This window comes from Methylocapsa aurea (assembly GCF_000746085.1).
Taxonomy (GTDB): Bacteria; Pseudomonadota; Alphaproteobacteria; order Rhizobiales; family Beijerinckiaceae; genus Methylocapsa; species Methylocapsa aurea.
Window position 1 is genome coordinate 274,004 of record NZ_JQKO01000001.1, and the last position, 24,003, is coordinate 298,006.

At 61.8% G+C, this 24,003-nt stretch carries 18 protein-coding genes; 2 read left to right on the forward strand and 16 right to left on the reverse strand.

The window, feature by feature from the left end:
- Nucleotides 1-8: 8 nt before the first annotated feature.
- From DL86_RS01295 to DL86_RS01310, 4 genes are all read right to left on the reverse strand, one after another.
- Nucleotides 9-908 carry a hypothetical protein gene (locus DL86_RS01295; RefSeq protein ID WP_156964415.1) on the reverse strand — a complete coding sequence of 300 codons (900 nt, stop codon included), beginning with the start codon at nt 906-908 and terminating at the stop codon, nt 9-11.
- A gap of 219 nt (nt 909-1,127) precedes the next feature.
- Entirely contained in the window at nt 1,128-1,844 is a 717-nt protein-coding gene (locus DL86_RS01300; RefSeq protein WP_036257382.1) for an anti-sigma factor, read from the reverse strand.
- Complete coding sequence (locus DL86_RS01305; protein ID WP_036258010.1) at nt 1,841-2,398, reverse strand: sigma-70 family RNA polymerase sigma factor; 558 nt, start codon at nt 2,396-2,398, stop codon at nt 1,841-1,843. The genes DL86_RS01300 and DL86_RS01305 overlap by 4 nt, the downstream gene beginning before the upstream one ends.
- A 157-nt stretch (nt 2,399-2,555) precedes the next feature.
- A complete protein-coding gene (locus DL86_RS01310) occupies nt 2,556-4,250 on the reverse strand; it encodes a cation:proton antiporter domain-containing protein (protein WP_036257383.1) in 1,695 nt (564 codons plus the stop codon).
- Nucleotides 4,251-4,626: 376 nt separating this feature from the next.
- Between DL86_RS01310 and DL86_RS01315 the strand changes: the two genes are divergently transcribed.
- Nucleotides 4,627-6,441: a cation:proton antiporter domain-containing protein gene (locus DL86_RS01315; protein ID WP_036257385.1), complete on the forward strand. Its 1,815-nt coding sequence runs from the start codon at nt 4,627-4,629 to the stop codon at nt 6,439-6,441.
- Between the two features lie 189 nt (nt 6,442-6,630).
- Here the strand turns inward: DL86_RS01315 and DL86_RS01320 are convergent, their stop codons facing one another.
- The 12 genes from DL86_RS01320 to DL86_RS01380 all read right to left on the reverse strand — a co-directional run bounded on the left by DL86_RS01320 (nt 6,631) and on the right by DL86_RS01380 (nt 21,688).
- Nucleotides 6,631-7,944 (reverse strand): DUF3422 family protein, encoded by a 1,314-nt coding sequence (locus DL86_RS01320; protein WP_051952532.1) that lies wholly within the window; start codon nt 7,942-7,944, stop codon nt 6,631-6,633.
- A gap of 492 nt (nt 7,945-8,436) precedes the next feature.
- A complete protein-coding gene (gene tnpA, locus DL86_RS20665; RefSeq protein WP_051952468.1) occupies nt 8,437-8,901 on the reverse strand; it encodes an IS66-like element accessory protein TnpA in 465 nt (154 codons plus the stop codon).
- A gap of 356 nt (nt 8,902-9,257) precedes the next feature.
- On the reverse strand, nt 9,258-9,608 hold the full coding sequence (locus DL86_RS01335; protein WP_156964416.1) for a hypothetical protein: 351 nt from the start codon (nt 9,606-9,608) through the stop codon (nt 9,258-9,260).
- Between the two features lie 293 nt (nt 9,609-9,901).
- A complete protein-coding gene (locus DL86_RS01340; protein ID WP_202899142.1) occupies nt 9,902-10,153 on the reverse strand; it encodes a formate dehydrogenase subunit delta in 252 nt (83 codons plus the stop codon).
- On the reverse strand, nt 10,143-10,991 hold the full coding sequence (fdhD, locus tag DL86_RS01345) for a formate dehydrogenase accessory sulfurtransferase FdhD (protein ID WP_051952469.1): 849 nt from the start codon (nt 10,989-10,991) through the stop codon (nt 10,143-10,145). Before fdhD ends, DL86_RS01340 begins: the two co-directional genes overlap by 11 nt.
- On the reverse strand, nt 10,988-13,834 hold the full coding sequence (gene fdhF, locus DL86_RS01350; protein ID WP_036257391.1) for a formate dehydrogenase subunit alpha: 2,847 nt from the start codon (nt 13,832-13,834) through the stop codon (nt 10,988-10,990). The genes fdhD and fdhF overlap by 4 nt, the downstream gene beginning before the upstream one ends.
- An 11-nt stretch (nt 13,835-13,845) precedes the next feature.
- Nucleotides 13,846-15,393 (reverse strand): formate dehydrogenase beta subunit, encoded by a 1,548-nt coding sequence (locus DL86_RS01355; protein WP_036257393.1) that lies wholly within the window; start codon nt 15,391-15,393, stop codon nt 13,846-13,848.
- Nucleotides 15,390-15,866 carry a formate dehydrogenase subunit gamma gene (locus DL86_RS01360; RefSeq protein WP_036257394.1) on the reverse strand — a complete coding sequence of 159 codons (477 nt, stop codon included), beginning with the start codon at nt 15,864-15,866 and terminating at the stop codon, nt 15,390-15,392. Before DL86_RS01360 ends, DL86_RS01355 begins: the two co-directional genes overlap by 4 nt.
- A 127-nt stretch (nt 15,867-15,993) precedes the next feature.
- Nucleotides 15,994-16,884, reverse strand: coding sequence for a LysR family transcriptional regulator (locus DL86_RS01365; protein WP_036257395.1), 891 nt, complete (start codon nt 16,882-16,884; stop codon nt 15,994-15,996).
- The gene (locus tag DL86_RS01370) at nt 16,881-18,389 is read right to left on the reverse strand and encodes a glycoside hydrolase family 15 protein (protein ID WP_036257396.1); all 1,509 of its coding nucleotides are present in this window, start codon (nt 18,387-18,389) and stop codon (nt 16,881-16,883) included. The genes DL86_RS01365 and DL86_RS01370 overlap by 4 nt, the downstream gene beginning before the upstream one ends.
- 10 nt (nt 18,390-18,399) lie before the next feature.
- The gene (locus tag DL86_RS01375; RefSeq protein ID WP_051952470.1) at nt 18,400-19,680 is read right to left on the reverse strand and encodes a glucoamylase family protein; all 1,281 of its coding nucleotides are present in this window, start codon (nt 19,678-19,680) and stop codon (nt 18,400-18,402) included.
- Nucleotides 19,681-19,852: 172 nt separating this feature from the next.
- The gene (locus DL86_RS01380; protein ID WP_425348882.1) at nt 19,853-21,688 is read right to left on the reverse strand and encodes an ABC transporter ATP-binding protein/permease; all 1,836 of its coding nucleotides are present in this window, start codon (nt 21,686-21,688) and stop codon (nt 19,853-19,855) included.
- 101 nt (nt 21,689-21,789) lie between these two features.
- On the opposite strand from DL86_RS01380, the gene DL86_RS01385 reads away from it, so the two are divergent.
- Complete coding sequence (locus tag DL86_RS01385) at nt 21,790-23,976, forward strand: glycoside hydrolase family 3 N-terminal domain-containing protein (protein WP_051952471.1); 2,187 nt, start codon at nt 21,790-21,792, stop codon at nt 23,974-23,976.
- Nucleotides 23,977-24,003 lie beyond the last annotated feature (27 nt).

A 24,003-nucleotide genomic window follows, 5' to 3' on the forward strand; every position in this document is an offset into this window, starting at 1 on the left:
AGTTGGGGTTAGAACTCGAACACGGCCCGTAGCATAGCTTTGTTCCGCGAGAAATTTGTCAGATTGAGGAAGTTTGCATCGCCGGCCGCATGACCGGCGATCTGGGTGGAAAAGGCGGCCGACAGGATGATCTTGTTCGTGATCTGCGCGTGGAACGTTGGCCCCACATAAAGCGCATCCCCAACAAATTCATTGAGCCCGAGTCCGTCGTATGCGCGGTAATATTCCAGCTCAGCCCCAAGCGCCACTTTGGGCGCAATCCGAAAGGTCATGGCTCCCAATAGGCCCAGCGTCGAGGCTCTTTCCCATTTCGCGTAGCCGAATTCCCTTTCAAGTTCTGGAGTATAGATCAAATTGAAGGCGGCATACAGACGATTGGGGACGAGCTCGGTGTCGGCGATGATTCTCGTTTGGGCTTCGAATTCCGTGACTAGTTTTCCGCCGCCATCGACGCGTGACCATTCCGGTTCGACCGAAATCTGAAGACCGACCGGCGATCCGGGACCACGCGCAATTAGAAGGTATCTGAAGTTCGCCGACAGGCCGCCGAAATTGACGCCGTGGAAATTATCGAATCCCTCGACGCCGCTGATCGCATGGTAGACGCCCGCCGCACCCAGCTCGATCTGAAAACTGTCGGTTGGATTATATTCGAATTCCGCTTCTTGCTCGAGAGCGGCGTAGGACCCGGTCCGCTTCTGGAAATTGACCTTTGTCGTCAACTCGAGCTCGCGTTCGCCTTCGGGACCTATGTCCGAACCGAAGGTGAAGCCGAAGATATATTTAGATTCGAGCTCCCTGAACGAGTCCGGCGCTATGTCCTGACCCAACGCCATTGCCGGAAACATGACGAGCAGAGCAGCGGTTAAGCCGATGGGTCGCACGTGGCTACTTAAAGCGGTTTTCATTTCGGTCTCCGATAAAAATGGGGGCAAGGCCCTGATATCGGTTGGATTTGCTATGATCAGCTTTTCCTAGACCTAAAGCGCAACAACTCAAGAATTATATTTTATAATTATAATCGTTCTAATATAGAAATGCGATGGATAAAGCTTCGCAAGAGGGGAAATAATTCTTTCCAGGCCCCGCTTCGTCAACAAAATAAAGTATAGTTGCAAAGGCGCAACTCATTCCTTGATCAATTGCCCTGAATAGACGATGGGGCCGGTCGGATCGCCAGTCGGCGAACCGCCCTCTGGCTCGACTGTCACCGCGAAACTCGCCTTCTCCAACGACGCTCCAGTAGGCAGAGGCATCTTGATTGGATCTTTGGCGACGAGGCCCATCGATTTTGGCGCCTTGCCAGCGCCGATGTACCAGAGCTCAAGGCTCTTTCCAGATGGAGCTTCGGCGGCGACCGGGCGAATGAAAACGCTGCCGGAGGCGAGATCGACCCGGACGATGAGCGCCGGCTGGTCGCCGCCCCGGTTGACCACGGCGACATAGGAGAGCGGAGTCAGGGGCCCGCGCTGCGCTTCTCGCCCCGCGACGAAAATCGCGAGGGAGGCGGCGAGCGCCCCCGCGCCAAGGGCAAGCGCGCGCCAGCGGCCAAGCGAGCGGCGCAGCGCGGCCGTCGCGGCGGCTTCGTCCCGGCCGCCTTCCATCACTGTCAGGAGCGGAAGCGGCGGGCCGGGCAGGGCGCTTTCAATCCGCTCCCAAACCGCCGGAGGCGGCGCAATTTCGGGAACTACGCCGCAAAGGGGGGAGAGGTGGTTTTCCCAGGCGGCGACCGAGTCGCGGGCCGCTTGATCATGCGCCAGCACACTGACAAAAACGGTCCGCTCGTCGGCATGCAGGGTGCCGAGCACATATTCCGCCGCCAGGATTTCGCTCTCCTCGCTCATGATGTCGTTTCCAGGCAGGATTTCAGCGCTGTAAGGCTGCGATGCAGCCAGGTCTTGATCGTATTGACCGGCTTGCCATAGCGGCTCGCGAGCTCTTCCCGCGAATAGCCTTCATAATAGGCGAGAAGGACGCAGCTTCGGGCCGGCTCTTCGATTTCTCCTAGGCAATGGCGCAGCGCCGCTATGTCCATAATGTCCCCCTCGCGGTCGCGCGGCTCCGCGATTCCTTCGAACCAGTCGACGTCCTCGCCTGTGGGCGCGGGCGTCGCCAGGCTCTTTTGGCGCAAGAGATCGATCGCCCGATTGCGCGCGATTGAGTTGAGCCAGGCCATCGGCGGTCCCGCCTGCGGCGAAAAGCTTCCGGCATTGCGCCAAATTCGGAGAAAGACGTCTTGGAGAATATCTTCCGCCAAAGATCTGTCGCGGATGATACGCACCACGATCCCGAATAGTTTCGGGGCGGCGAACTCATAAAGCCTTTGGAAGGCGTTGCGATCCTCCCGCCCCACCGCGAGGATAAGATCGACGAGCTCCGCTTGGGCGGGCTTTTGCAAATTGCCTCCATCGAGGCCAATTTGCCTCGCGCGTCGAGACCCGCAGCTGGCCGGCAGCTCGGCCAATGATCAGCCGGATCTCGGCCTATTGAAGCAAACTTCAGAAAAATTTGACAGAGTTTTCGACGGAGCGGCCCGCGCCTCAGGGCGCCGCGGATCACGTCTCGCGCCGCCCGAAACGCTCCAAGACCGTTCGGACCATGCCGGCGGCGAGTTCGCGCTCGGCGAGAAATACCCTTCCGGCCTGCTCCTCCTCGAGCAGCGCGGCCTCCTCCTCGTCGTGGGTGCGAACGATTGTCTCGATGGCTGGGTTAAGCCTGCGCGCGGCGGCGATCATCTGGCGCGCATTCAAACTATCGGATGTGGCGATGACAAGAATGGTCGCCTCCTTGGCATGGGCCTGCGCCATGACAAATGGCTCGGCTGCGTCGCCCGATACAGCGGCGACGCCCTGTTCGCGCAAGTCTTCGATGAGCTCGCGATTCTGATCGACCACGATGAAGGGAATGTCGTTCTTTGCCAAAGTCTCGGCGATGCGCCGCCCCACCCGGCCATAGCCAACGAGAACGACTTGTTTCGCAAGAAATTTTTCATCCGTCGACATAGGCAATTGCGTCAAAGGATCATCAGGATGCTCGAGCCTGCGGGCCAGCGCGGAGCGAGATCGCGCCCAGGCCTGCACCGGCTCGGTCGCCCTGAACAAGAGCGGGTTCAGGCTGATGCAAATGATGGCGGTGGCGAGGATCAGGCTTTGACCCTCTTTTGGAAGAAGGCCGAGGCTAGCGCCCAATCCAGCAAGCATAAAAGAGAACTCGCCAATTTGGGCGAGACCAACCGACACCGCGAGCGCGGTGTTGAGCGGATAGCGGAAGGCGAGCACCAGCGCCGCCGCCACCGCTGATTTGCCTAGAACGACGATCCCCACTGCGGCGAGGACCTGCAGCGGCCGCTCGACGAGAATGGTCGGGTCGAACAACATTCCAACCGACACAAAGAACAGCACGGCAAAGGCATCGCGAAGCGGCAGGGATTCTTCGGCGGCGCGGTGGCTGAACTCTGATTCGCGAATCACGACGCCAGCGAAAAACGCCCCCAGGGCGAAGGACACGCCGAACAAAAGCGCAGCGCCGTAGGCGAGGCTGACGGCGGCGGCGACCACGCAGAGCGTGAATAATTCGCGCGAGCCTGTGCGGGCGACTTGCCAAAGCAACCAAGGGAAAATGCGGCGTCCGACCGCCAGCATCACGGCGACAAAAGCGACGATCTTGATAAGGGTGAGACCAAGCGTCTGCCCAATCTTTGCGTGATCGACATTCGCGTCGCCGCCGAGCCATCCCGCCAGGGGCGGAAGCAGCACAAGGACCAGGACCATGGCGAGATCCTCGACGATTAGCCAGCCGATGGCGATTCGCCCATTGATCGAGTCCAGCAGGCCGCGCGCCTCGAGCGCGCGCAGCAGCACCACTGTGCTCGCGACCGACAAGGCCAGGCCGAACACCAATGCGCCGCCGATTTCCCATCCCCATGAGAGGGCGAGGCCCCCGCCGAGCGCCGTGGCGGCGGCGATCTGCAGCACCGCGCCAGGCAATGCAATTTTCCGAACGACCCAAAGATCCTCCAGGGAAAAGTGCAATCCGACGCCAAACATTAGCAGCATGACGCCAATTTCAGCGAGCTGTCCCGCGATGTCGCCATTGGCGACAAAGCCGGGCGTGAAGGGACCGATGAGGACGCCGGCCAGCAAATATCCGACGAGCGCCGGGAGCCTGATCTTGACGGCGAGGATGCCCGCCACGAACGCCAGCCCAAGCGCCGCCGCCACGGTCGTGATCAGGGGAACGCTATGCTCCATTTCTTGCTGCTTCCTCGATTAAAGAGCGGTCCTGGCGACGAAGCCTTCACGCATCAAGCCGGCAAGCAGGAAATGGCCCAATCCCGCGCGAAGGAAGGCCGCGCGCGGTCGACCGGTCCCAGCTCATTTAGCGTGGATTAGGAGGAGCCAATGCGCCTGCGCCGTCGCAGCGGCGCCTAAACCAATACGACGCCAACTCCGAAGCAGCGAATGAAAAATGCGGCGAGAAAGTTGCTTCGGGCCGCCTTTCCGATTCAGCCGGACTGGAAAGGGCGCTAAGTTCAGCAAATCCGCCGACGCCTTGTTTAGTTCGACGCCCTTGCGGCGGAAAAACGCGAGCGCATGCGCTGGATGATCTGAACCGGAAAGAAGATCAATGAACGTCGTTGCGCCCGAGCACTACAAGGAGACCCTAATCTTCCTGACCACGGCGGGCGTCGTGGCGCCGCTGTTCCAGCGCCTGAAGTTCAGTCCGATTCTCGGTTTCCTCGCCGCCGGCGTGCTGCTCGGCCCTTATGGACTAGGATTGGCCGCGCAAAAGTTCCGCTGGCTCTCGCCTTTTACTCTCGGCGACGTCAGTGACATCGCGCCGGTGGCGGAGTTTGGCGTCGTCTTTCTTTTGTTCATGATCGGGCTCGAATTGTCGTGGGAGCGCCTGGCGCTGATGCGCCGGTTCGTGTTCGGGTTTGGGGCGCTGCAGGTCTTTGGCTCGGCCGCCGCGCTCGGCGGGTTGGCGCTGATGCTGAACCAGACTCCGGTCTCGGCTGCAGTGCTCGGTCTCGCCTTGGCTTTGTCTTCCACCGCGATCGTCATTCCGGTTCTGGCGGAGACGAAGCGGCTTGGTACATCGGCCGGCCGGACGATCTTCGCCGTTCTCCTGTTTCAGGATCTGATGGTCGCGCCGCTTCTGTTCGCGGTTTCGATGTTCGGAAATCATGACGGCGACATTGGGCTCACCATCTTATCGACCCTCGTTCCCGCGCTCGCCGGATTGAGCCTCGTGGTGCTTGGCGGACGGGTCGTCTTGCGCCCGCTTTTCCATCTTGTCGCCGCCGCCGGATCGACTGAGTTTTTCATGGCCGCCTGCCTGCTGGTCGTCATTGGCACGGGATTGCTGAGCGCCATGAGCGGTCTCTCGATGGCTCTTGGCGCCTTCGTCGCGGGCATTCTGTTGGCCGAAACCGAGTTCCGACGCGAAATCGAGGTCACGATCGAGCCTTTCAAAGGCTTGCTGCTCGGCTTGTTCTTCGTGTCGATCGGGGCCGGCCTCGATCTCTCGCAAGTGATCGCCGCGCCGCTGCGGACCTTCGGCCTCGCGTTGGGTCTCATTTTCGTCAAATTCTGCGTCGCCTGGCTGGCCGGCCGGATTTTGCGCCTAACTCCGCGCGTCAACGTCGAAGCAGCGCTGCTGCTTGCCCCCGGCGGTGAGTTCGCCTTCATTGTCATCGCCGCCGCCATTGTCTCGACGGCGGTTCCCGCCGCCATCGGCGCGGATGTGATGATCGCCGTGACATTATCGATGTTTGCGGTTCCCGCCCTTGGCGCCCTCGCCCAAGCGCTGCCGCAGGCCCCCGCCGCTGGACCTATCGAATTCCCGCCGCCTCCTTCGGAGGACCAGGCCCCGCAAGCGATCATTGTCGGCTATGGCCGGGTTGGACGGCTGGTCGGCGAGATGCTCCAAGCCCATGCCATCCGCTATATCGCGGTCGACGCCAACGCCGCTCTCGTCAAGCGCTTCCGGCGTGAGAAGGTCGACATCTACTGGGGCAACGCCGCTCGCGCCGAGTTCCTCGCCCGCTGTGGGCTCGGCAAGGCCAAGGCCTTGATCATAACGATGGACAAGCCGGCGGACGCGGAGGAGATCGTGCGCCTCGTTCGCGCCGACCATCCCGATCTGACGATCGTCGCGCGCGCGAGAGATGCGCCGCACGCCACGCTTCTCTATCAGCTCGGCGTCACCGACGCCGTGCCGGAAACAATCGAGGCGAGCTTACAATTGTCGGAAGCCGTCCTCGTCGACATGGGGATCCCGATGGGCCTCGTCATAGCGTCGATCCATGAGAAACGCGATGAGTTCAGAAAAATCCTGCAGCCAGTCGCCGGCCGCGCCGAGGAAAGGCGCGCCATCAAAATGTCCCTGCGCGTGAAAGAGATGAACAAACGCCGGGCGAAATCGGCTGCTGAGGAATAGGAACGCTGGTGCGGCAATCGCTCACGCCGGGCAACTGATCCTTCAATCTTCAAAATCGATCCCCTCACTCATCCCGAGACCAAAGATCTAGAGCGTTTTCGAGCGAAGTGGATGCCAGTTCGCGTTAAGAAAATGCGCTAAAACAAAGATCTAGAGCTGCTTTCTGATCCTGCCGAAACTGAAAGCGCTCTAAGGCGTCTTGCTGCGCGGGCGGACGATCCAAAGAACCAGGGGAAGAATGAACGGGACCGCGATCGCCGTCGCGATGATGGGATCGAAGGCCTCCAGCTTACGGTGCACGCCCTCGAAGACAAGATGCAGGATGGACAGCAAATAGTAAGTCACCGCGGCTATGGAGACCCATTTCACCGCCTGTTGAAGTCTCAATTGCAAATGGACGCGCTCGCCCATCTTGCTCAAGAGATCCCTGTTCTGGCTTTCGAGCTCGATATTGACGCGGGTGCGCAAGAGCTGCGCGGCCCTTGCGAGCTTGCTGGAAAGATAATCCTGGCGCGCCTCAGCCGCGGCGCAGGTGCGGATCGCGGGCGTAAGCCGGCGGGCGAGAAAAGCAGCGAAGGTCGGCACATTAGGCAGCGCCTTTTCGCCAAGCGCATCGAGGCGCAGGGTCATAAGTTCGTGATAGGCGCGGGTCGCGCCGAAACGGTAGAGGCTTTGCGCCGCGCCCGCCTCGAGTTCGGCCGCAAGCGCCGTCAAGCGGTCGAGCAATTGGCGGCTTGCCTCGAAGCCTTCGGTGTCCCGCATCTGCTTCACAAGACGCGGCAATTCGGTCTCGATGCGGCGAATTTCGGGACCGAGGTCCTGCGCCCTTGGCAACCCAAGGAGCGCCAAAGTGCGGTAGGTTTCGACCTCAAGGAGACGTTGGACCAGGGCGCCCGCTTCGACCGCCGTCAATCCGCGATCGAGGACGAGCATCCGAATGAAGCCGTAGACATCGGGAAGGAAGTCAGTGGCGACGATCGCGCCGCCCCCTAAGACCTCGGACGCGACCAATTGGCCAGGCCCGAATAGACTGGGCCAGGTTTCGCCGATCTGCGCTTCGGCGAGCAGGTCAAGGTCGATCGCGACGAGCAAGGGTCCCGGCTGGGGGAGGAGGCGCATCACGCCGGCGAGTTCGTCGGCGCCCGGCCGAAACGCCAATTGCTCGGCCTCGCTGGCGCGGGCGCTGGGCGCATCCTGCGGAAACTCCCAGGTGTAGGTCATAAACTCGCCGTGATGCTCCCAACGCAAGACGGCGGGCGACAATTCGACCCGATGATGTTTAGCGCCGGGGGTTGGGGCCAAGCAGGCGCGCTCAAGACAAAAAGCCGCGAGCGCGGCGCGCGCTTTCTCCGCCGCCACATGATCTGTCATGAACGCGAAATGCAGTATGCGTTTCGGGGTCTCGATTGGCAGGAAGGGGCGCGCGTGGACCTCGGCCAGAACCCGGCCCCGTAGGGGATGCGCCTCGAAGCTGGTGTTCAGGAGGTCTCGTTCTTCCGCCATGCCGCGCATTCCCTCGCCGTCGTCCAGAGCATGTTTGAAAAGGTTGATCGATCTTTTCACTCAGAACATGCTTCAAATCCATGAATCTGAGCGCCTTCAGATCCATTGGAATCAGAATGCGGCTCTATTTTTGTCTTGTTACATTACTGACCGCAAACCGTTGGCCGCTTCGCTCGCAGTGCTTCAAGCAAACTATCCATAAAGAAGATTCTTGCTTGTTGAAGCCCAATTCATTGTCGTTGCGGAGAGATTTTTCTTGTTGCGACAGGATATTGAAGGCGGGGCTTGATAGGCTGGATTCCGAGCGGTGGGAAATTCGCCAATGCCGTCGATGAGCCTATTGCGCCAGAGAGTGATCCGCACATGCAAGGCGTCAACCGTTTCAACTTCCAGGAAGTCGCGGCCTGCCAAAGCGGATTGCTGCTTAAGGAAGACATGGGCGGCGCTGGTTAGCTGACGAGGCGGCGCCCAAGCCATCAGGGGAGTGTGAAATCAGGGAGTCGCGTTTATGGCCTGCAGCACTGCTTTCAAGGTCACCGCATCGAATCCTTGCGGAACACGGACCGTCACGGCGCCAATCGTGATCTCAATCGGCGTGGCTTGCGCCGAAGTCTTTCGCCCATCGGCGGCGTCAGCGGAGATCGCCAAGCCAAGCGGACGCACCCGGTCTTCGTCCCTTCTTTCTTCGTCGCCAAATCCTTCCGCCTGGGCAAGTCTTGTCTCTTCCTGGCGCAGACGCGCATTCTTACGCCAAGCGAAAAGTTGCGCCGCCATCAGTCCGTGCCGTCGCGCCACCGCGCAAACGGATCTGCCGCTTTCGTAACTCTCCGCGACAATTCGAGCTTTGTCATCGGCCGAGAAAATCCGCCGCTTGGATCCGCCGGAGAAGATATTCAGCCGGCGCGCGCGCAGGGGCTCCTGCGGAGGAATAAAATCAGCCTCTCTCAAGTGCAACATGGGATGACCCTTAATGTCAGGCCGGGGCCGCGAGGGGCGCACGACAGCCTTACGAAATCATGAGGGATTTGGCGGCCCTAGAGCGCTTTCGGTTTCCGCGGAATCAGAAAGCATCTCGAAATCTTTAGTTTGTCCCGTCTTCGTAAGCGCGAGCCGGTATCCGCTTCCGCTTCGCTTGAAAGTGCTATAGGACCGCGCAACAATCTTCCGAAAGCCAACCTCCAACACTGCGACGCGACCTCGCCATGAACGAAATCGATGCGCCGGCTTCGCTACGAATGCGCGAGACTTATGTGGAGGAGCCAAATTCAGGCCCGCGTTGTGCAGCCTGACAAGCGGTCGCCGGGAAGAATCCTTCAAAGGCCCAGGGGAGGAGCGCGGGCGGCGAAGTAGAATTTCTGGGGCGACTGCGCGGCGATGCCGGAGAACGGCGTCCAAACGATGGCGGAAACCTTGCGCGCCGGGAAGTCGGCGGCTTCTGGCGGCGTCGCCACATAGGCGCCGCCCGCGACGGCGCAGCCCAGCACGCAACAGAGGCAATGCTGATGGGGCTCGCCGCCATTAGGCGACTCCGAGCCCAGGCTGCTCGGCGCGCATGTAATTTCGCCATAGGAATCGCGGGCCTCGGCCTGTGCGGCTGCGGCAAGAAAACCTTGCAGCAACAGCGCATAAAGCGAGATCACGCTAATCGCGACGCGCTTTGACACCGATCCTTGGCGAAAATTATCCATAGTTTAACCTAGCATGGCCATCGGCTATTGCAATGGATTGGGCGGCCGCTAGACGCGTGGATCCCGGCATCGGGGAGCGGCTTGTTGACGCATTGCCCATTTAATCTGTGGGAATACCAAGCGCTGCTTGGGGACTTGAAGGGGGGAACGAGGCTTCCGATCGGCGGCTTGACGCATATTTCCTTTTACCGAAGTCGCGGACTGTTTCCCTTTGGCGCACAGAGCACCTTCAAATTCCGCGGAAACGAAAGCGCTCCAGCCGCGACGCCTTAGTTGGCGGGTTCCGGGCAAGCGTGGTCTTTCAAATGATCCTTGCTTGCGAGCTTTTGCACCGCCTCCTTGACGAGCGCGTCGAGCCCCTCGCCGCCATGCTCAAGGTGGCTCTCTATCTTGGCGTGCATGCTTGGATCCCAGAATTTGGCGAGATGATCGGCGATGCCGTCGACCGGGGAGCCGGCTTTCTGGCTGGCGAAAAATTTGCCGATTTGGTTGGCCATATAGATCAGCTTGTCAGGCGACATGATGGGCGGCTCGATCAATGATGCGGTCAAAATGGGTGAAAACTTCGAAGTCCTGGCCTCGCGCTACCGCAACCAGCGTAATGCCGCAAGCTTCGGCGAGACGGATTGCGGCGGCGGTCGGCGCCGATACAGCCACGACGACAGGCGCTCCAAGCCGGGCCGCTTTTTGGATCAACTCGATCGAGACCCGGCTCGTCAGAAGAACGATGCCTTGCGCGGCCGAAATGCCGCCGCGGGCGAGCGCGCCAACCAGTTTATCAAGCGCATTATGGCGGCCGACGTCCTCACGCAAGGCGACAAGGCCGCGCACAGGCGCCCAAAAACCCGCAGCGTGAACCGCATGGGTCTGCTCGTGCAACCTCTGTCCTGCGGAGAGGGAGGCCATGGCGTCGACAATGGCCGCAGCGTCGAACCGGCGCGCGCCGACGACGGCAAGCGCCGGACGCATCGCCTGCTCCAGGCTTTCGATGCCGCAGAGGCCGCAGCCGGTCGGCCCCGCCATGCTGCGGCGGCGCGCGGAGTAGGCCTTGGCGCGATCCTCGGGCAACCAAAGTCGCGCTTCGATGCCGAGCTCCGTCGTAACCACTTCGAAGCTCGAAATCTCGGCCGGCGTTTCGATCAACCCTTCCGTGAACGCGAAACCCAGGGCGAAATCCTCGAGATCGGCCGGAGTCGCCATCATCACGGCATGAGTCGCGCCGTTCACAGTGAAGGCGACGGCGGTCTCTTCCGGGACAGTGCGGACGGAGGCGAAAACCTCCGATCCGCGCCGCGCGACGCAGGGCGCGCTGACGGCCGGCGCCGGCGGCGAGGCCTCGATGAGCGAGTCGTCGATCATTCCGCTGCTTCGACGGCGTGGACGATGCGGCGGCTTTGCTCGGCCTGTTCGCGATATTGCTCCTGCCAGTCGCTTGGGCCGTTTGAACGCGAGATCTGGACGGCCGTCACCTTGAACTCGGGGCAGTTGGTGGCCCAATCGGAGAAGTCGGTCGTCACCACATTGGCTTGCGTCGTCGGATGATGGAAGGTCGTGTAGACGACGCCTGGCGCGACCCGATCGGTGATCAGGGCGCGCAACGTTGTCTCCCCGGCGCGGCTATGCAACTTCACCCAATCGCCATCGCGGACGCCGCGCAGTTCTGCGTCATGCGGATGGATCTCGAGGAGATCTTCTGGATGCCAGGCGACATTTTCGGTGCGGCGGGTCTGCGCTCCGACATTATAGTGGCTGAGAATGCGCCCGGTGGTGAGCAGGAGCGGGAAGCGCGGCCCTGTCCGCTCGTCGGTCGGCACATATTCCGTGATGACGAACTTGCCTTTGCCCGAGGCGAAGCCGCCGATGTGCATCACCGGAGTGCCCTCTGGCGCGGCTTCATTGCAGGGCCATTGAATCGAGCCTGCCTCGTCCAGCTTGGCGAAGGAGACTCCGGCGAAGCTCGGCGTGGTCCGCGCGATTTCGTCCATGATCTCGCTCGGATGGGCGTAATCCATGGCGAAGCCCATCGCCTTGGCGAGCGCCAGGGTGATCTCCCAATCGCCGAGTCCGTTTTTTGGGCTCATGACTTTGCGGACGCGCTGGATGCGTCGCTCGGCGTTGGTGAAGGTCCCATCCTTTTCCAGGAAGGTCGAGCCAGGCAGGAACACATGCGCGTAATTCGCGGTCTCATTGAGGAACAGGTCCTGGACGACGACGCATTCCATTGCGGCCAGTCCGGCGGCGACATGATGCGTGTCCGGGTCGGACTGTAGAATATCCTCGCCCTGGATGTAGATGCCGCGGAACGCGCCTTCGACGGCGGCGTCCAGCATGTTGGGGATGCGCAGGCCAGGTTCATTGTCGAGCGGGACGCCCCAGAGGGTCTCATAGATTTGCCGCGCGGCGTCGTCCGAAACATGGCGATAGCCGGCGAATTCATGCGGGAAGGAGCCCATGTCGCAGGCCCCTTGCACATTGTTCTGACCGCGCAAGGGATTGACGCCGACGCCTTGCCGACCGAGGTTTCCGGTCGCCAGCGCCAAATTGGCGATAGCAAGGACGGTGGTCGAGCCCTGGCTGTGCTCGGTGACGCCAAGACCGTAATAGATCGCGGCGTTGCCGCCAGTGGCGTAAAGCCGCGCCGCCGCCCGGATCAGGTCCGCCGGGACGCCGGAAAGCTTTTCGACTTCTTCCGGGCTGTTGTGGGCGTCCGCGACGAAGGCCGCCCAGTCCTGGAATTCCGACCAGTCGCAGCGCTCGCGCGCGAATTTTTCGTTGACGAGCCCTTCAGTGACGATGACATGGGCGAGCGCGGTCAAGACCGCGACATTGGTTCCCGGCTTCAAGGGCAGATGATAGTCGGCCGCGACATGCGGCGTCCGCACGAGATCAATCCGGCGTGGGTCGATCACGATGAGCTTGGCGCCCTCGCGCAGCCTTTTCTTCATCCGCGAGCCGAAGACCGGATGCCCGTCGGTCGGATTGGCGCCGACGACAAGGATGACGTCGGAGTGTTCGACGGAATCGAAATCCTGCGTCCCGGCGGAGGTGCCGAAGGCGGTCTTCAGGCCATAGCCGGTCGGCGAATGACATACCCGCGCGCAGGTATCGACATTATTATTGCCGAAGCCGCCGCGAATGAGTTTCTGGACCAGATAGGTCTCCTCATTGGTGCAGCGCGAGGAGGTGATTCCGCCGATGGAGCGTTTGCCATAGGCGGCCTGAATCCTCTTGAATTCGGAAGCCGCATGGCCGATCGCCTCCTCCCAGGAGACTTCGCGCCAGGGATCGCTGACCTTGGCTCGGATCATCGGGTTCAAGATCCGATCCCGGTGGGTGGCGTAGCCCCAGGCGAAGCGACCCTTGACGCAGGAATGGCCGTGGTTCGCCTTGCCATCCTTGTGGGGAACCATGCGGACCAGTTCCTCGCCGCGCATTTCAGCCTTGAACGTGCAGCCGACGCCGCAATAGGCGCAAGTGGTCACGGCGGAATGTTCGGGTTGGCCGATGGCGATCACCGATTTCTCGGTGAGGGTCGCGGTCGGGCAGGCCTGGACGCAGGCGCCGCAGGAGACGCATTCCGATTCAAAAAAGGGCTCGTCCTGGCCGGGCGCGACGCGGCTTTCGAAGCCGCGCCCGTCGATCGTCAGGGCGAAGGTTCCCTGGACTTCCTCGCAGGCGCGCACGCAGCGATTGCAGACGATGCATTTGGCCGGGTCATAGGTGAAATAGGGGTTCGATTCGTCTTTCTTCTCGGCGAAATGATTGGCGCCATCATAGCCGTAGCGGACTTCCCGCAGCCCCACGGCGCCCGCCTGCGTCTGCAATTCGCAGTCGCTATTGGCGGCGCAGGTGAGGCAATCGAGCGGATGGTCGGAAATATAGAGCTCCATGACCCCTTTGCGCAGCGCCTTCAACCGCTCGGTCTGGGTCTTGACGACCATGCCTGGCGCGACCGGCGTCGTGCAGGAGGCTGGTGTTCCGTTGCGGCCCTGGATCTCGACGAGGCAGAGCCGGCAGGAGCCAAACGCCTCGAGCATGTCGCTCGCGCAGAGTTTTGGAATTTGCGTCCCGATCTCCATCGCGGCGCGCATGATGGAGGTGCCTTCAGGCGCATGGACTTCGACGCCGTCGATGGTCAGCGTGACCATCTTCTCCGACTTCGACGCTGGGGTTCCGTAATCGATCTCGGTGACAAGAGCCATGTCGGTCTACCTTATTCAGCCGCGAGCGCGCGCGGGGCGAAATCTTCTTTGAAATGGTGCAGCGCGCTCAGCACGGGGTAGGGGGCGAAGCCTCCGAGGGCGCAAAGCGAGCCGAATTTCATGGTCTGGCAAAGATCTTCGAGAAGCGCGAGATTTTCCGCAACCTTGACGCCCTCGATCACATGATCGACGACCTCGACGCCGCGCGTCGACCCAATGCGGCAAGGGGTGCATTTGCCGCAGCTCTCGATCGCGCAGAACTCCATCGCGAAGCGGGCCATCTTGGCCATATCGACCGTATCATCGAAAATAACGAGGCCGCCATGGCCAATAAGACCATCGCGCGCGGCGAAAGCCTCATAATCGAAAGGCGTATCGAACAGCGAAGGCGGGAAATAGGCCCCGAGCGGACCGCCGCATTGCACCGCCCGCACTGGCCGGCCGGACGCTGCGCCGCCGCCGATCTCTTCGACGATCTCGCCAAGGGTCAGCCCGAAGGCGACCTCGAAAAGTCCGCCGTAACGGACGTTGCCGGCAATCTGGAGCGGCATCGTCCCGCGCGATCGGCCCATGCCGAAACCAGCGTAGAATTCGCCGCCGCGATCGAGAATCAACGGCGTCGCAACGAAGGACAGGACATTGTTGACGACCGTCGGCCGTTCGAAGAGACCCTTATGCGCAGGCAGGGGAGGCTTAGCGCGCACGATGCCGCGTCTGCCCTCCAGACTTTCCAGCAAGGCGGTCTCTTCGCCGCAGACATAAGCGCCGGCGCCCATGCGCAATTCGATGTCGAATGCATGCCCGGAGCCTCTAACGTCCGCGCCGAGATATCCGGCGGCGCGCGCAATCTCCAGCGCTTCCGCGAAGGTCTTGGCGGCGTGGGGATATTCGGAGCGGCAATAGACATAGCCTTTGGCGGCGCCAATGGCGATGGCGCAGATCGCCATGCCTTCGATCAGCGAAAAAGGATCGCCCTCGACGATCATGCGATCGGCGAAAGTGCCGCTGTCGCCTTCGTCGAAATTGCAGACGACATAGCGGCGGTCGGCCGGAGCATCAGCGACGGTCTTCCATTTAATTCCGGTCGGAAAGCCCGCGCCGCCGCGCCCGCGCAAGCCCGATTTCGTGACCTCGGCGATGATCGCGGCGGGACCGATTTCGATGGCGCGCGAAAGTCCGCGCCAGCCGCCATGCGCTTCATAATCGGCGAGGGACAGCGGATCGACGATTCCGCAGCGGGCGAAGGTCAGACGCGTCTGGCGCGCCATGAAGGGATGCTCCTCGGGCCGACCGATGCGCAGGGGATGCGCGCCGCCCGAAAGGAGTCCTGCATCGAAAAGCGAGGCGACATCTACAGCCGCGACCGGCCCGTAGCCGATCCGGCCTTCGCCGGTCTCGACCTCGACCAGCGTCTCAAGAAAATGCATGCCTCGCGAGCCAGTGCGGATGATTTCGATCGCCTGCCCGCGCGTTGACGCCTCCGCCGCGATCTTCGCGGCGACCTTATTGGCGCCGACCGCGAGGGCCGCGACGTCCTTGGGAATGAAAATTCGGGTCATAGGCCGCGCGCCTCGTCGATCGCCTCGGCCAGCGTCGCGGCAGTGAGCCGCGCGAGCGGTTCGCCGTCGAGCAGAGCTGAAGGAGAGGAGGCGCAGAGGCCGAGGCAATAGACCGGCTCCACGGTCAATTCGCCATCGCGCGTCGTGCCGCCCCACTCGACGCCAAGGCGGCCGAGAAGGCTTTGCGCGAGCGCCTCGCTACCCATGCTCTGGCAGGCTTCGCCACGGCACAGCTTCAGAACGCGCCGTCCAGCGGGCTCATGGCGGAAATCATGATAAAAGGAAACCACCCCATGCACTTCGGCGCGGGATAGATTCAGCGCCGAAGCGATCAGTGGAACGGCGGACTCGCCGACATGGCCGAACTCTTCCTGCAACGCATGAAGAATTGGAAGCATAGGACCTTCAAGCCCGGCATGTTTGGTGACGATCTCCTGGGCGCGCTCCGCGTTCCAGGGGCTGGCCTCTAGCATTGGCTTCCACCCATTGATTGCTTATTTTTGAAACCATGCGACGATAATTCGCATCAATCAATAGAGCAGTCCCGTTGCTCCATAGAGCGATCCTATAGATCGACCGCGCGCGATTGAAATCGCAGCTCTACTGCTGCGCGAGCTCGAGCTTGTTGGCTTCCGCCAAAAGAGCTCGGGTGAGCGGCGGCATTGGCTCGCGGCGCGGCAGGACAAGCCCGATCTTGTGCACCTCCTGCGGTTCGATGATCGGGATGGAGCGCAGAGGCTCGCTCATTCCAAGCAATTCGGCGAATGTTTCCGGCACGATGCTGGCCCATTGGCCGGTCCGGACATGGGCGAAGAGAACCACCGTCGAATTGGATTCCAGCATCGGCGCGAGCGGCTTGCCCGAGGTTGAAAGCAGCCGGTCGATGATGCGCCGATTCTGCATGTCCGGGGTGAGCAGGCAGAGCGGAATCGCGCCGACCTCCGCCCAAGTGACGCTGGCGCGGTCGCCCAGCGGGCAATGGGCCGAGGTCAGGAGCCGGTATCGCTCGTAATAGAGGGGCGCCGTCCGAATCTGTCCAAGCGGCTCATTGTCGAGATAGGTCAGGCCGGCGTCGATCTGGAGATCGTCCAGCATCGTTAGGATTTCGCGCGATGTGTGGGACAGGATTGTAAATCGGACGCCGGGATGTTTGGCCCGGAACGGAGTCGTGAGCGTCGCCACCATCCCCAGCGCGGTTGGCACGGCGGCAATGGTCAAGTGCCCGGTGAGAGCGGTTTTTGACGCCCGAACGTCCTGGCGCATGGCCCGAGCGTCGCCGACGATGCGCTTGGCCCATTCCAGAACGCGCTCGCCCTCCGCCGTCAATCCATGAAAGCGCGAGCTTCGATTGATGAGCAGAACCCCCAGTGTTTCTTCCAGTTGTTTGATTCCCGAAGATAAAGTCGGCTGGGTCACGCCGCAGCTTTCGGCCGCGCGGCTAAAGCTGCGCTCGCGCGCCACCGCCAGGAGGAATTCGAGCTTGTCGATCACGCCGCTGCGCCAAGAGCGGCGCCGCGGCTCGCGTAGGCCGTGATGAAGGCGGCGTGGCTCCAGGCAAGAGACTTCGCCGATGTCTGCGCCCCGGTTGCCTGATCGAACTGTTCAGACAGTTCCCCCGACGCTGGCGCATAGGCCCTAACCGTCGCCATGAATTGATCTCCACGTCGAAGGAGCGCATCGAAATGGGCCGGGCCTCGCGCAGATGGTCCAGGACCCGAGCCGTTATTCTTCATGGAATTGGCGGCGAGTCGACCCAGGATATCCCGGAATTCCGGGCTCTCGGGGAGTACCGCTCCGACCGCCGCCGCTTCGGCGAGGCGGAAGTAGAATTGCGCGGCGGCGAGCGTCGCGAAGTAATAGGCGCCGCCGCTGTAATAGCGGTCGCCGGCATAGCGTCCCATCGCCGGGCCGCAATCGTCCGGGGCCGCCCGGTTGATCGGGTAGCGCGAGGCGAAAAGGTCCTCGAGCCGGATCAGCGTGGCCAGAGCTTTGGGATCGAGGATGCTATGGGGTCCCTCTTTCCGGTCGGCATGGATGACCGCAAGAATTACCGCGATGTCGAGCTCTTTCTCGGCTGTCTCGGCCGGGGCGCCAAGGCGGCTGAGGTAATATCCTTTAGCGGGACTCCAATAATCATCGAGATGGCGCGCGACTTCTTCTCCGGCCTGTTCGAGGGCGTCGGCGCGGGCGGAATCGCCGATGTCGTTCATCCATCTGGCCCCGTCGGCGAGAGCGGCGCGTTGAACCAGCCGCGTATAGTAATGGCGCCCCAATTCCTCCTCCCAAATGTCAAAAGAGGGTTGGCGCCAATGGCGATGGGTAAAGGCGAGATCCTGCTCGATCAAGGCGCGCATGCGGGCGCGGGTCTCGCTATCGCCAACTGCGTCGAGCCTCCAGAAGCGCAAAAGGACAAGGGCGCGCATGGCCGGGCCATCGTGCTGCGGCCGCGACCATTTGAGAATGTCGAGCCCGCCATCCGGATTGAACCTCGGTTCGCCCAGCACGCGCTCGCCAGTGATGTCGCGCAGATCGTCGTCGGACCGCACATATTGCAAGAACGCCGGATCGACTTTATCTCGGAAGTCTCCGGCTTGGGCGAGGAACGCGCCGCCGTCGAGCCCACTGAGTTTTGCGCTGAAAGCGAGAAAATCCTTAAACCGATCAATCTCTTCATTGGCGAGGCCAGCGCCTGCGATCGTCCCGTCGACGATCAGGCGGCGCAGGGCGTCTATGACGATGGCGGAATCACGGATCCAATGGAAGAAATAATCCGGATCAGGATCGTAGGAGGCGATGATCGGCGAGGCCAGCACGGAACCCTTGGCCGGCCGGATGACCTGGCCGAAGGCGCTCCGGTCCTTGACGAGATGGGTCGCCGATATGGCGCTCAACATTGCGGTCGCGGACAGGCGATATTGCCGCTCCATCCAATCGTGCAATGGCGCCGTTGCACCCCCCGCCCATTCGCTGTGCGTCGCCGGGCGGCTTTCCGCCATCGGTTTGCTCCTAAGCCAAATGCGGTCCCTCGAAGCCCAGGCGCTTCAAGCCTCTCTGTACGTCGGGATCGGCCATGAACAATTTCCAAAGGAGGCCGGTGCGATAATTTTCGATCATGATCACAATAGGCCCCTGATCGATTGCAAGATAGGACTTCGCGCACCAGTCCTGCGTTTCGCTGAAGGCGTCGACGAAGCCAAAGCGGCCCCATATCCGGTCGCCGAGATCTTCGTAAAAATGGCGCAGCGCGCGCATCGCTTGCTCCGGCGCGTAGGGAAAGCTCGAGAGAGCGGCGGTTGGCGAAATGACGCCATTGTCATCGTCCGGGGCATGCGCCTTATAGCCCTCTGGATCGTCGCTTGAGGTCAGGCCCCAACACGAGGGGCCATAGCCTTTATGGCGATTGGGATTGCGGACGCAATGTTCGTAATTGATCAGCGTATGCTGGACATTTTGGTGAAAATAATCGGCATAGGAGTCCTGCAGCCAGCGCGGGTCTAGGCCGCAGAAGGAATAATGGGCGAAGAACAAAGGCCCGCCGAATTCGGGCCCGAGCGGCAGTTCGATATCGTAATAGCGGCGCCGGTTGATAAAAGCGCGGCCTTGCGCCCAGCCATTGTGATAGAGCGCCGGATCGATCGGATAGGTCGGCGAGGCGGCGGCGAGCACATAGGCGATGAGGCATTCGTTCCAGCCCCTGACGCTGGCGTCGAGGCTCCAGCCATTGTTCGGGCTCCAATGCCAGGTTAAGGCATTGCGCCGCTCGCGGGCGTGCCAGCTCCATTCGACGTCGCGCCAAAGCCAAGTGATGCGATCGCGAAGTCTCTTTTCAGCTTGAATCGATCCATCAAAATATTGCCGGGCGCACAAGAGGCCTTGGAGCAAGAGGGCGGTCTCGACAAGGTCGCCGCCATCGTCCTTCCGGCCAAAACGGATAGTGCCGCCCGTGCGGCCGTCGAGATAATGAGAAAAATGGCCATGGTAGGAGGTCGCGCGCTCCAGAACGCCGACCGCGGACAAGAGGCGCTCGACGGCTTCATCGCGCCGGATCCAGCCCCGTTCCGTCGCGACGATGATAGCCATGACGCCAAAGCCGGAGCCGCCGGCGCAGACGAGATCGTCGTCTGGATCGGCATCGATCCTGCTGCGATCGCGCGCGAGGCCGCTGGCGGGATGCGCCCCCTCCCAAAAAAAGTGGAAGGTCTGCCTTTGCACAAGGTCAAGCAGCGCCTCGTCGGTTGAGCGGCCGCGAGGTATCCGGGTCGATGCATGCTTCTTGGAGTTTGGCATTGGAGGCGTGATCCTAGAGCGCATCCAGATGAAATGGAACCACATCATCTAGATGCGCCGGGAACCCAAAAGGATTCGCTTGAAGCCGAGAGCGGGAGCTGACGCTTTTTTCGGACGGCCGCGCCTGTCTCGCGATGCCCTCGATGCGACATGATCCAACTTCGTCGAGCGCTCAGGGGGCGGAGGCTGTCTGCTCCATCGCACGGGCCGGCGCCTTCGGGAAGATGGTGGGAACCAAGCGCAGTCCCTCCGGGTCCTTGGTCAGGCTTAGGACGCGCGTGAAGAAAGCTTCCTCGGGCTCCTGCCGTCCGATGTTTATGACCGCTGTCTGCGGCAACTCCCGCTGGAGCAAGTCAAGGACGCGGGCGCGGCCGCGGCTGTCGAGCGCATCAATGGCTCCGTCGATCAGGATCCAGCGGGGCTTATGCAGCAAGAGTCTTGCGAAGGCGAGATCTCGCTGTTCGGCATCGCTCAATTCCTTGTCCCAGCGCGCGCTGCGATCGAGCCCCGGCGCCAGCCGCGAGAGCCCCATGCGATCGAGCGCGGCGACGAATTCGGGATCGTTGAAATTGTCGGCCCGTGAGGGATAGGCGAGCGCGTCACGCAACAATCCGGCCGGGATATAGGGGCGTTGAGGCAAGAATTGCATGGAGTTTAGCGATGGCAGCAGGATGCGCCCGCTCCCCCACGGCCAGAGGCCCGCGATGGCGCAAAAGAGATTGGTCTTGCCGATGCCTGGGGCGCCGCGGATCAGAACATGCTCCGCCGGCGCAATCGCGACATGCGGCTCGCTCAGCTTGGTGCAGCCAGAAGGCGAGGCGATGCCCAAATTGTCAAAAGTCAGCTTGTCGTCGGTTGCCGGAACTCGTTCAATTCTATTGGTCTTATGGCCAAGCTTGTCCATTTGAACGAGCGCCAATCGAAAGCTCGCCACCCGAACAAGCGTCGCCCTCCAGTCGGCAATCGTGCTGAAATTGTCGACGAACCAGCGCAGCGCCTGCTGGACCTGGTTGAAGGCTCCAACGACCACCATCAATCCGCCAAGGGAAAGATCGCCCGAGAAAAATCCCGGCGCCGCGACGACGATTGGCGCGACGATGGCGAACCATCCATAGCCCGCCGTGATCCAGGTGAGCCGCGTCACTCCGGTGACAAGACTGCGCATGATGACGAGAACCTGATCCAGTTCGCGGTTCAGTCGATCTTTTTCATTCCTTTCGCCGCATCCGACCGCTAGGGCATTGGCGCGTTCGTTGACCTTTACGAGCGCGAAGCGCAGATCGGCCTCGCGCGCATAACGTTCGGCGTTGAGATCGATCAGGGGATGCCCGACCCGCCAGCTCAGCCAGGAGGCGGTGCCGGCATAGAGCAATGCGCACCAGACCATGTAGCCGGGAATGACGAAAGTCGAGCCATGGATCGTGAAGGCCACATGGTCCGACAGAATCCACAAGACGCCGACGAAACTTGCCAGGAGGAGCGTCGCCTGGAGAAGACCGATGCCAAGATCGGTCGACAGTTCCGTCAAATGACGGGCGTCCTCGTGAATGCGCTGATCCGGGTTAATCCCGATTTGGCCTGAGCCCGCGAGGCGAAACGCCCGCATGGGTTCGAGCCATTGATCGAAAAGGTCCCGGGTAAGCTGTTCGCGCAGCTTCATCTTGGTCATTTGATTGAGCCAGACCTGGGTCACATTCAAAATTAGCAAGATGACGGCGATGCCCGCGAAGATAGCGAGCTGATGCGCGAACTCCACAACGTCCTTGCGCGCGAGCGCGTCATAGAATGGCTGGTTCCAGGCGTTGAGCCGAATTTGGCCATAGGCCGTCGCGCCAACTACGGCGCATATGGCGACGCCGAGCGAAATCATTTTATAGCGCCCGGGCGACGCGATGAAGGCGCGGGCCATCGATGCGATCTGGGGTGCGAGCCCATTGTTGGATTCCATTGCGCCGAGAGCGTCGGCGGAGATTGTCTTGGTTTGTTCCACGATCGGCCTCGGTTTCATATTCCGGTCAGCCACAATAGCATTACGGGCGTCGCGGATCGCGCTGGATTGTTTCTTATACCGTCCATGGGCTGGGCCGAGGCCATGAACGGGAGCAGGCGATGAATCCGACCGGCAATCGCTTCGACGCTAATCTCCTGGCGGCCAATCTCCTTGCCGAGATGACGCTTGAGGAAAAGATCGGTCAGCTCACGATGGTCGCCGCGGGAGACGTCGTCACTGGGCCCATCCGCGCAGGCGAGGTGGCGGATGCGATTCGGGCGGGCCGCGTCGGCAATCTTCTCAATCTCTGGGGTGCGGAGCAGGTGCGCGCCATGCAGGCCATCGCAGTGGAGGAAAGCCGCCTAAAGATCCCGCTTTTGATCGGCTTTGATGTTCTGCACGGACATAGAACCATATTTCCGATCCCGCTCGCCGAAGCGGCGCTGTTTGATCCGCATTTGTGGGAGCGCAGCGCTCGGGCGTCGGCGATCGAGGCGGCGAGTGATGGGATTTCCCTGGCATTCGCGCCAATGCTCGACATTGCGCGCGATCCTCGATGGGGGCGAATTGCCGAGGGACCGGGGGAGGATCCCTGGGTCGCCGCAACATTTGCTACGGCCAAGGTGCGGGGCCTACAGGGCGCAAGCTTGGCCGCGGTTGACGCCGTCGCCGCGACAGCCAAGCATTTTTGCGGCTATGGCGCCGGTTTGGCGGGACTGGATTACGCATCCGCGGATATTTCCGAGCGCCTTCTGCATGAAGTCTATTTGCCGCCCTTCAAGGCGGCGGTCGCCGCCGGTTGCGCCGCGATCATGCCGAGTTTCAATGACGTCAACGGGGTTCCGATGACCGCGCATATTCCCCTTTTGCGCGACTGGCTGCGCCGCGAGCAGGGGTTCGAGGGCGTCATCGTCAGCGATTATTTTGCGATCGCGGAATTAATGCGTCATGGCGTCGCCGCCGATTTGGTCGAAGCGGCCGCCGCGGCGCTCGCAGCAGGGGTCGACATAGACATGATGAGCGACGCCTACCGCCTCGGCCTGCCGGCTGCGCTCGAGCGCGGCGTGGCGTCGATGAGCCAGATCGACGCCGCGGTGCGGCGCGTGCTCGCGCTGAAGGCGCGGCTCGGGCTGTTCGACGATCCGCTCCGGCGCGGCTGCACGGCAAGCTCGGGTCCGCTCGATGCAAAGGCTAGGCGGGATCTCGCTCGCGACGTGGCGCGGCGCGCAATTGTCGTCTTGACCAACAAGCGCGTCTCGCCCAATCGAAAAATCTTGCCGCTGGCCGCTGGGCTGCGCCGAATCGCCCTCATCGGTCCACTCGCCGATAATAGCGCCGATATGCTGGGTCCCTGGGCGGCCGTCGGGACTCCGGGGCAAGCCGTCACCGTCCGGCAAGGTCTCGAGGCGGCGCTGCCCAATGCCGAGATTGTCTGCGCGTGCGGCGTCGGAATAGAGGACGAAGATATCTCGGGGATCGCTGGCGCGCTCGAACTCTGCCGCGGCGCCGATGTCGTTTTGCTCTGTCTTGGCGAATCCGCCACCATGAGCGGCGAAGCGGCATGCCGGGCAAATCCCGTTCTGCCAGGTCGCCAATGGGCGCTTGCGCAAGCGGTGCTAGACTTGGGCAAGCCGGTCGTTGCGCTGATTTTCTCCGGGCGGCCTCTGATGATCCCTGCGCTGGTGGAAAAAGCCGATGCCGTGGTCGCCGCGTGGTTTCTTGGGATCGAGGCGGGAAACGCCGTGGCCGATGTGCTCAGCGGTCATTTCAATCCGACCGGCCGACTGCCGATCACCTGGCCGCGCGAGATTGGTCAGGTTCCAATTTTTTTCGCCGCGCGACCCTCGGGCCGGCCGGCCTATCCGGGCAATCGCTACACCAGCATATATCTCGACCTCCCGGTGGAGCCGCAATTCCCATTCGGACATGGCCTGTCCTACAACGACGCCACCCTGACCAATCTCCGCGCCAGCGCGAAAGAGTTCAAACTTGGCGATGAACTTGTAGTACTGGTCGATGTCGCCAATCTAGGGCCCGTCGCTGGCGAAGAAACGGTTTTCCTTTTCGCTCGCGACGTCGTGGCCAGCATCGCGCGGCCTCATCTCGAACTCAAGGGATTTGGCAAGATCGCGCTTCAAGCAGGTGAAAGCGCGACCCTCTCTTTGCCGCTGCGCGCGGACCAGCTTTGCTTTCCTGGTCCGGACCTTCGGCCTCGTTTCGAGCCCGGCGATTTCGAACTGTCCGTTGGCGCGAGCGCGGATCCGCTGCGCCTGCTGACGATCACCGTTCGCGCTCTGCCCGGTTGAGGCGTTGGATTAAAATTGATTCGTTTA

Coding starts and splice junctions, on each gene's coding strand:
- DL86_RS01295 (WP_156964415.1), bottom strand. CDS start 908: ATGAAAACCGCTTTAAGTAGCCACGTGCGACCCATCGGCTTAACCGCT.
- DL86_RS01300 (WP_036257382.1), bottom strand. CDS start 1,844: ATGAGCGAGGAGAGCGAAATCCTGGCGGCGGAATATGTGCTCGGCACC.
- DL86_RS01310 (WP_036257383.1), bottom strand. CDS start 4,250: ATGGAGCATAGCGTTCCCCTGATCACGACCGTGGCGGCGGCGCTTGGG.
- DL86_RS01315 (WP_036257385.1), top strand. CDS start 4,627: ATGAACGTCGTTGCGCCCGAGCACTACAAGGAGACCCTAATCTTCCTG.
- DL86_RS01320 (WP_051952532.1), bottom strand. CDS start 7,944: ATGGCGGAAGAACGAGACCTCCTGAACACCAGCTTCGAGGCGCATCCC.
- tnpA (WP_051952468.1), bottom strand. CDS start 8,901: ATGTTGCACTTGAGAGAGGCTGATTTTATTCCTCCGCAGGAGCCCCTG.
- DL86_RS01340 (WP_202899142.1), bottom strand. CDS start 10,153: ATGTCGCCTGACAAGCTGATCTATATGGCCAACCAAATCGGCAAATTT.
- fdhD (WP_051952469.1), bottom strand. CDS start 10,991: ATGATCGACGACTCGCTCATCGAGGCCTCGCCGCCGGCGCCGGCCGTC.
- fdhF (WP_036257391.1), bottom strand. CDS start 13,834: ATGGCTCTTGTCACCGAGATCGATTACGGAACCCCAGCGTCGAAGTCG.
- DL86_RS01355 (WP_036257393.1), bottom strand. CDS start 15,393: ATGACCCGAATTTTCATTCCCAAGGACGTCGCGGCCCTCGCGGTCGGC.
- DL86_RS01360 (WP_036257394.1), bottom strand. CDS start 15,866: ATGCTAGAGGCCAGCCCCTGGAACGCGGAGCGCGCCCAGGAGATCGTC.
- DL86_RS01370 (WP_036257396.1), bottom strand. CDS start 18,389: ATGGCGGAAAGCCGCCCGGCGACGCACAGCGAATGGGCGGGGGGTGCA.
- DL86_RS01375 (WP_051952470.1), bottom strand. CDS start 19,680: ATGCCAAACTCCAAGAAGCATGCATCGACCCGGATACCTCGCGGCCGC.
- DL86_RS01380 (WP_425348882.1), bottom strand. CDS start 21,688: ATGAAACCGAGGCCGATCGTGGAACAAACCAAGACAATCTCCGCCGAC.
- DL86_RS01385 (WP_051952471.1), top strand. CDS start 21,790: ATGAATCCGACCGGCAATCGCTTCGACGCTAATCTCCTGGCGGCCAAT.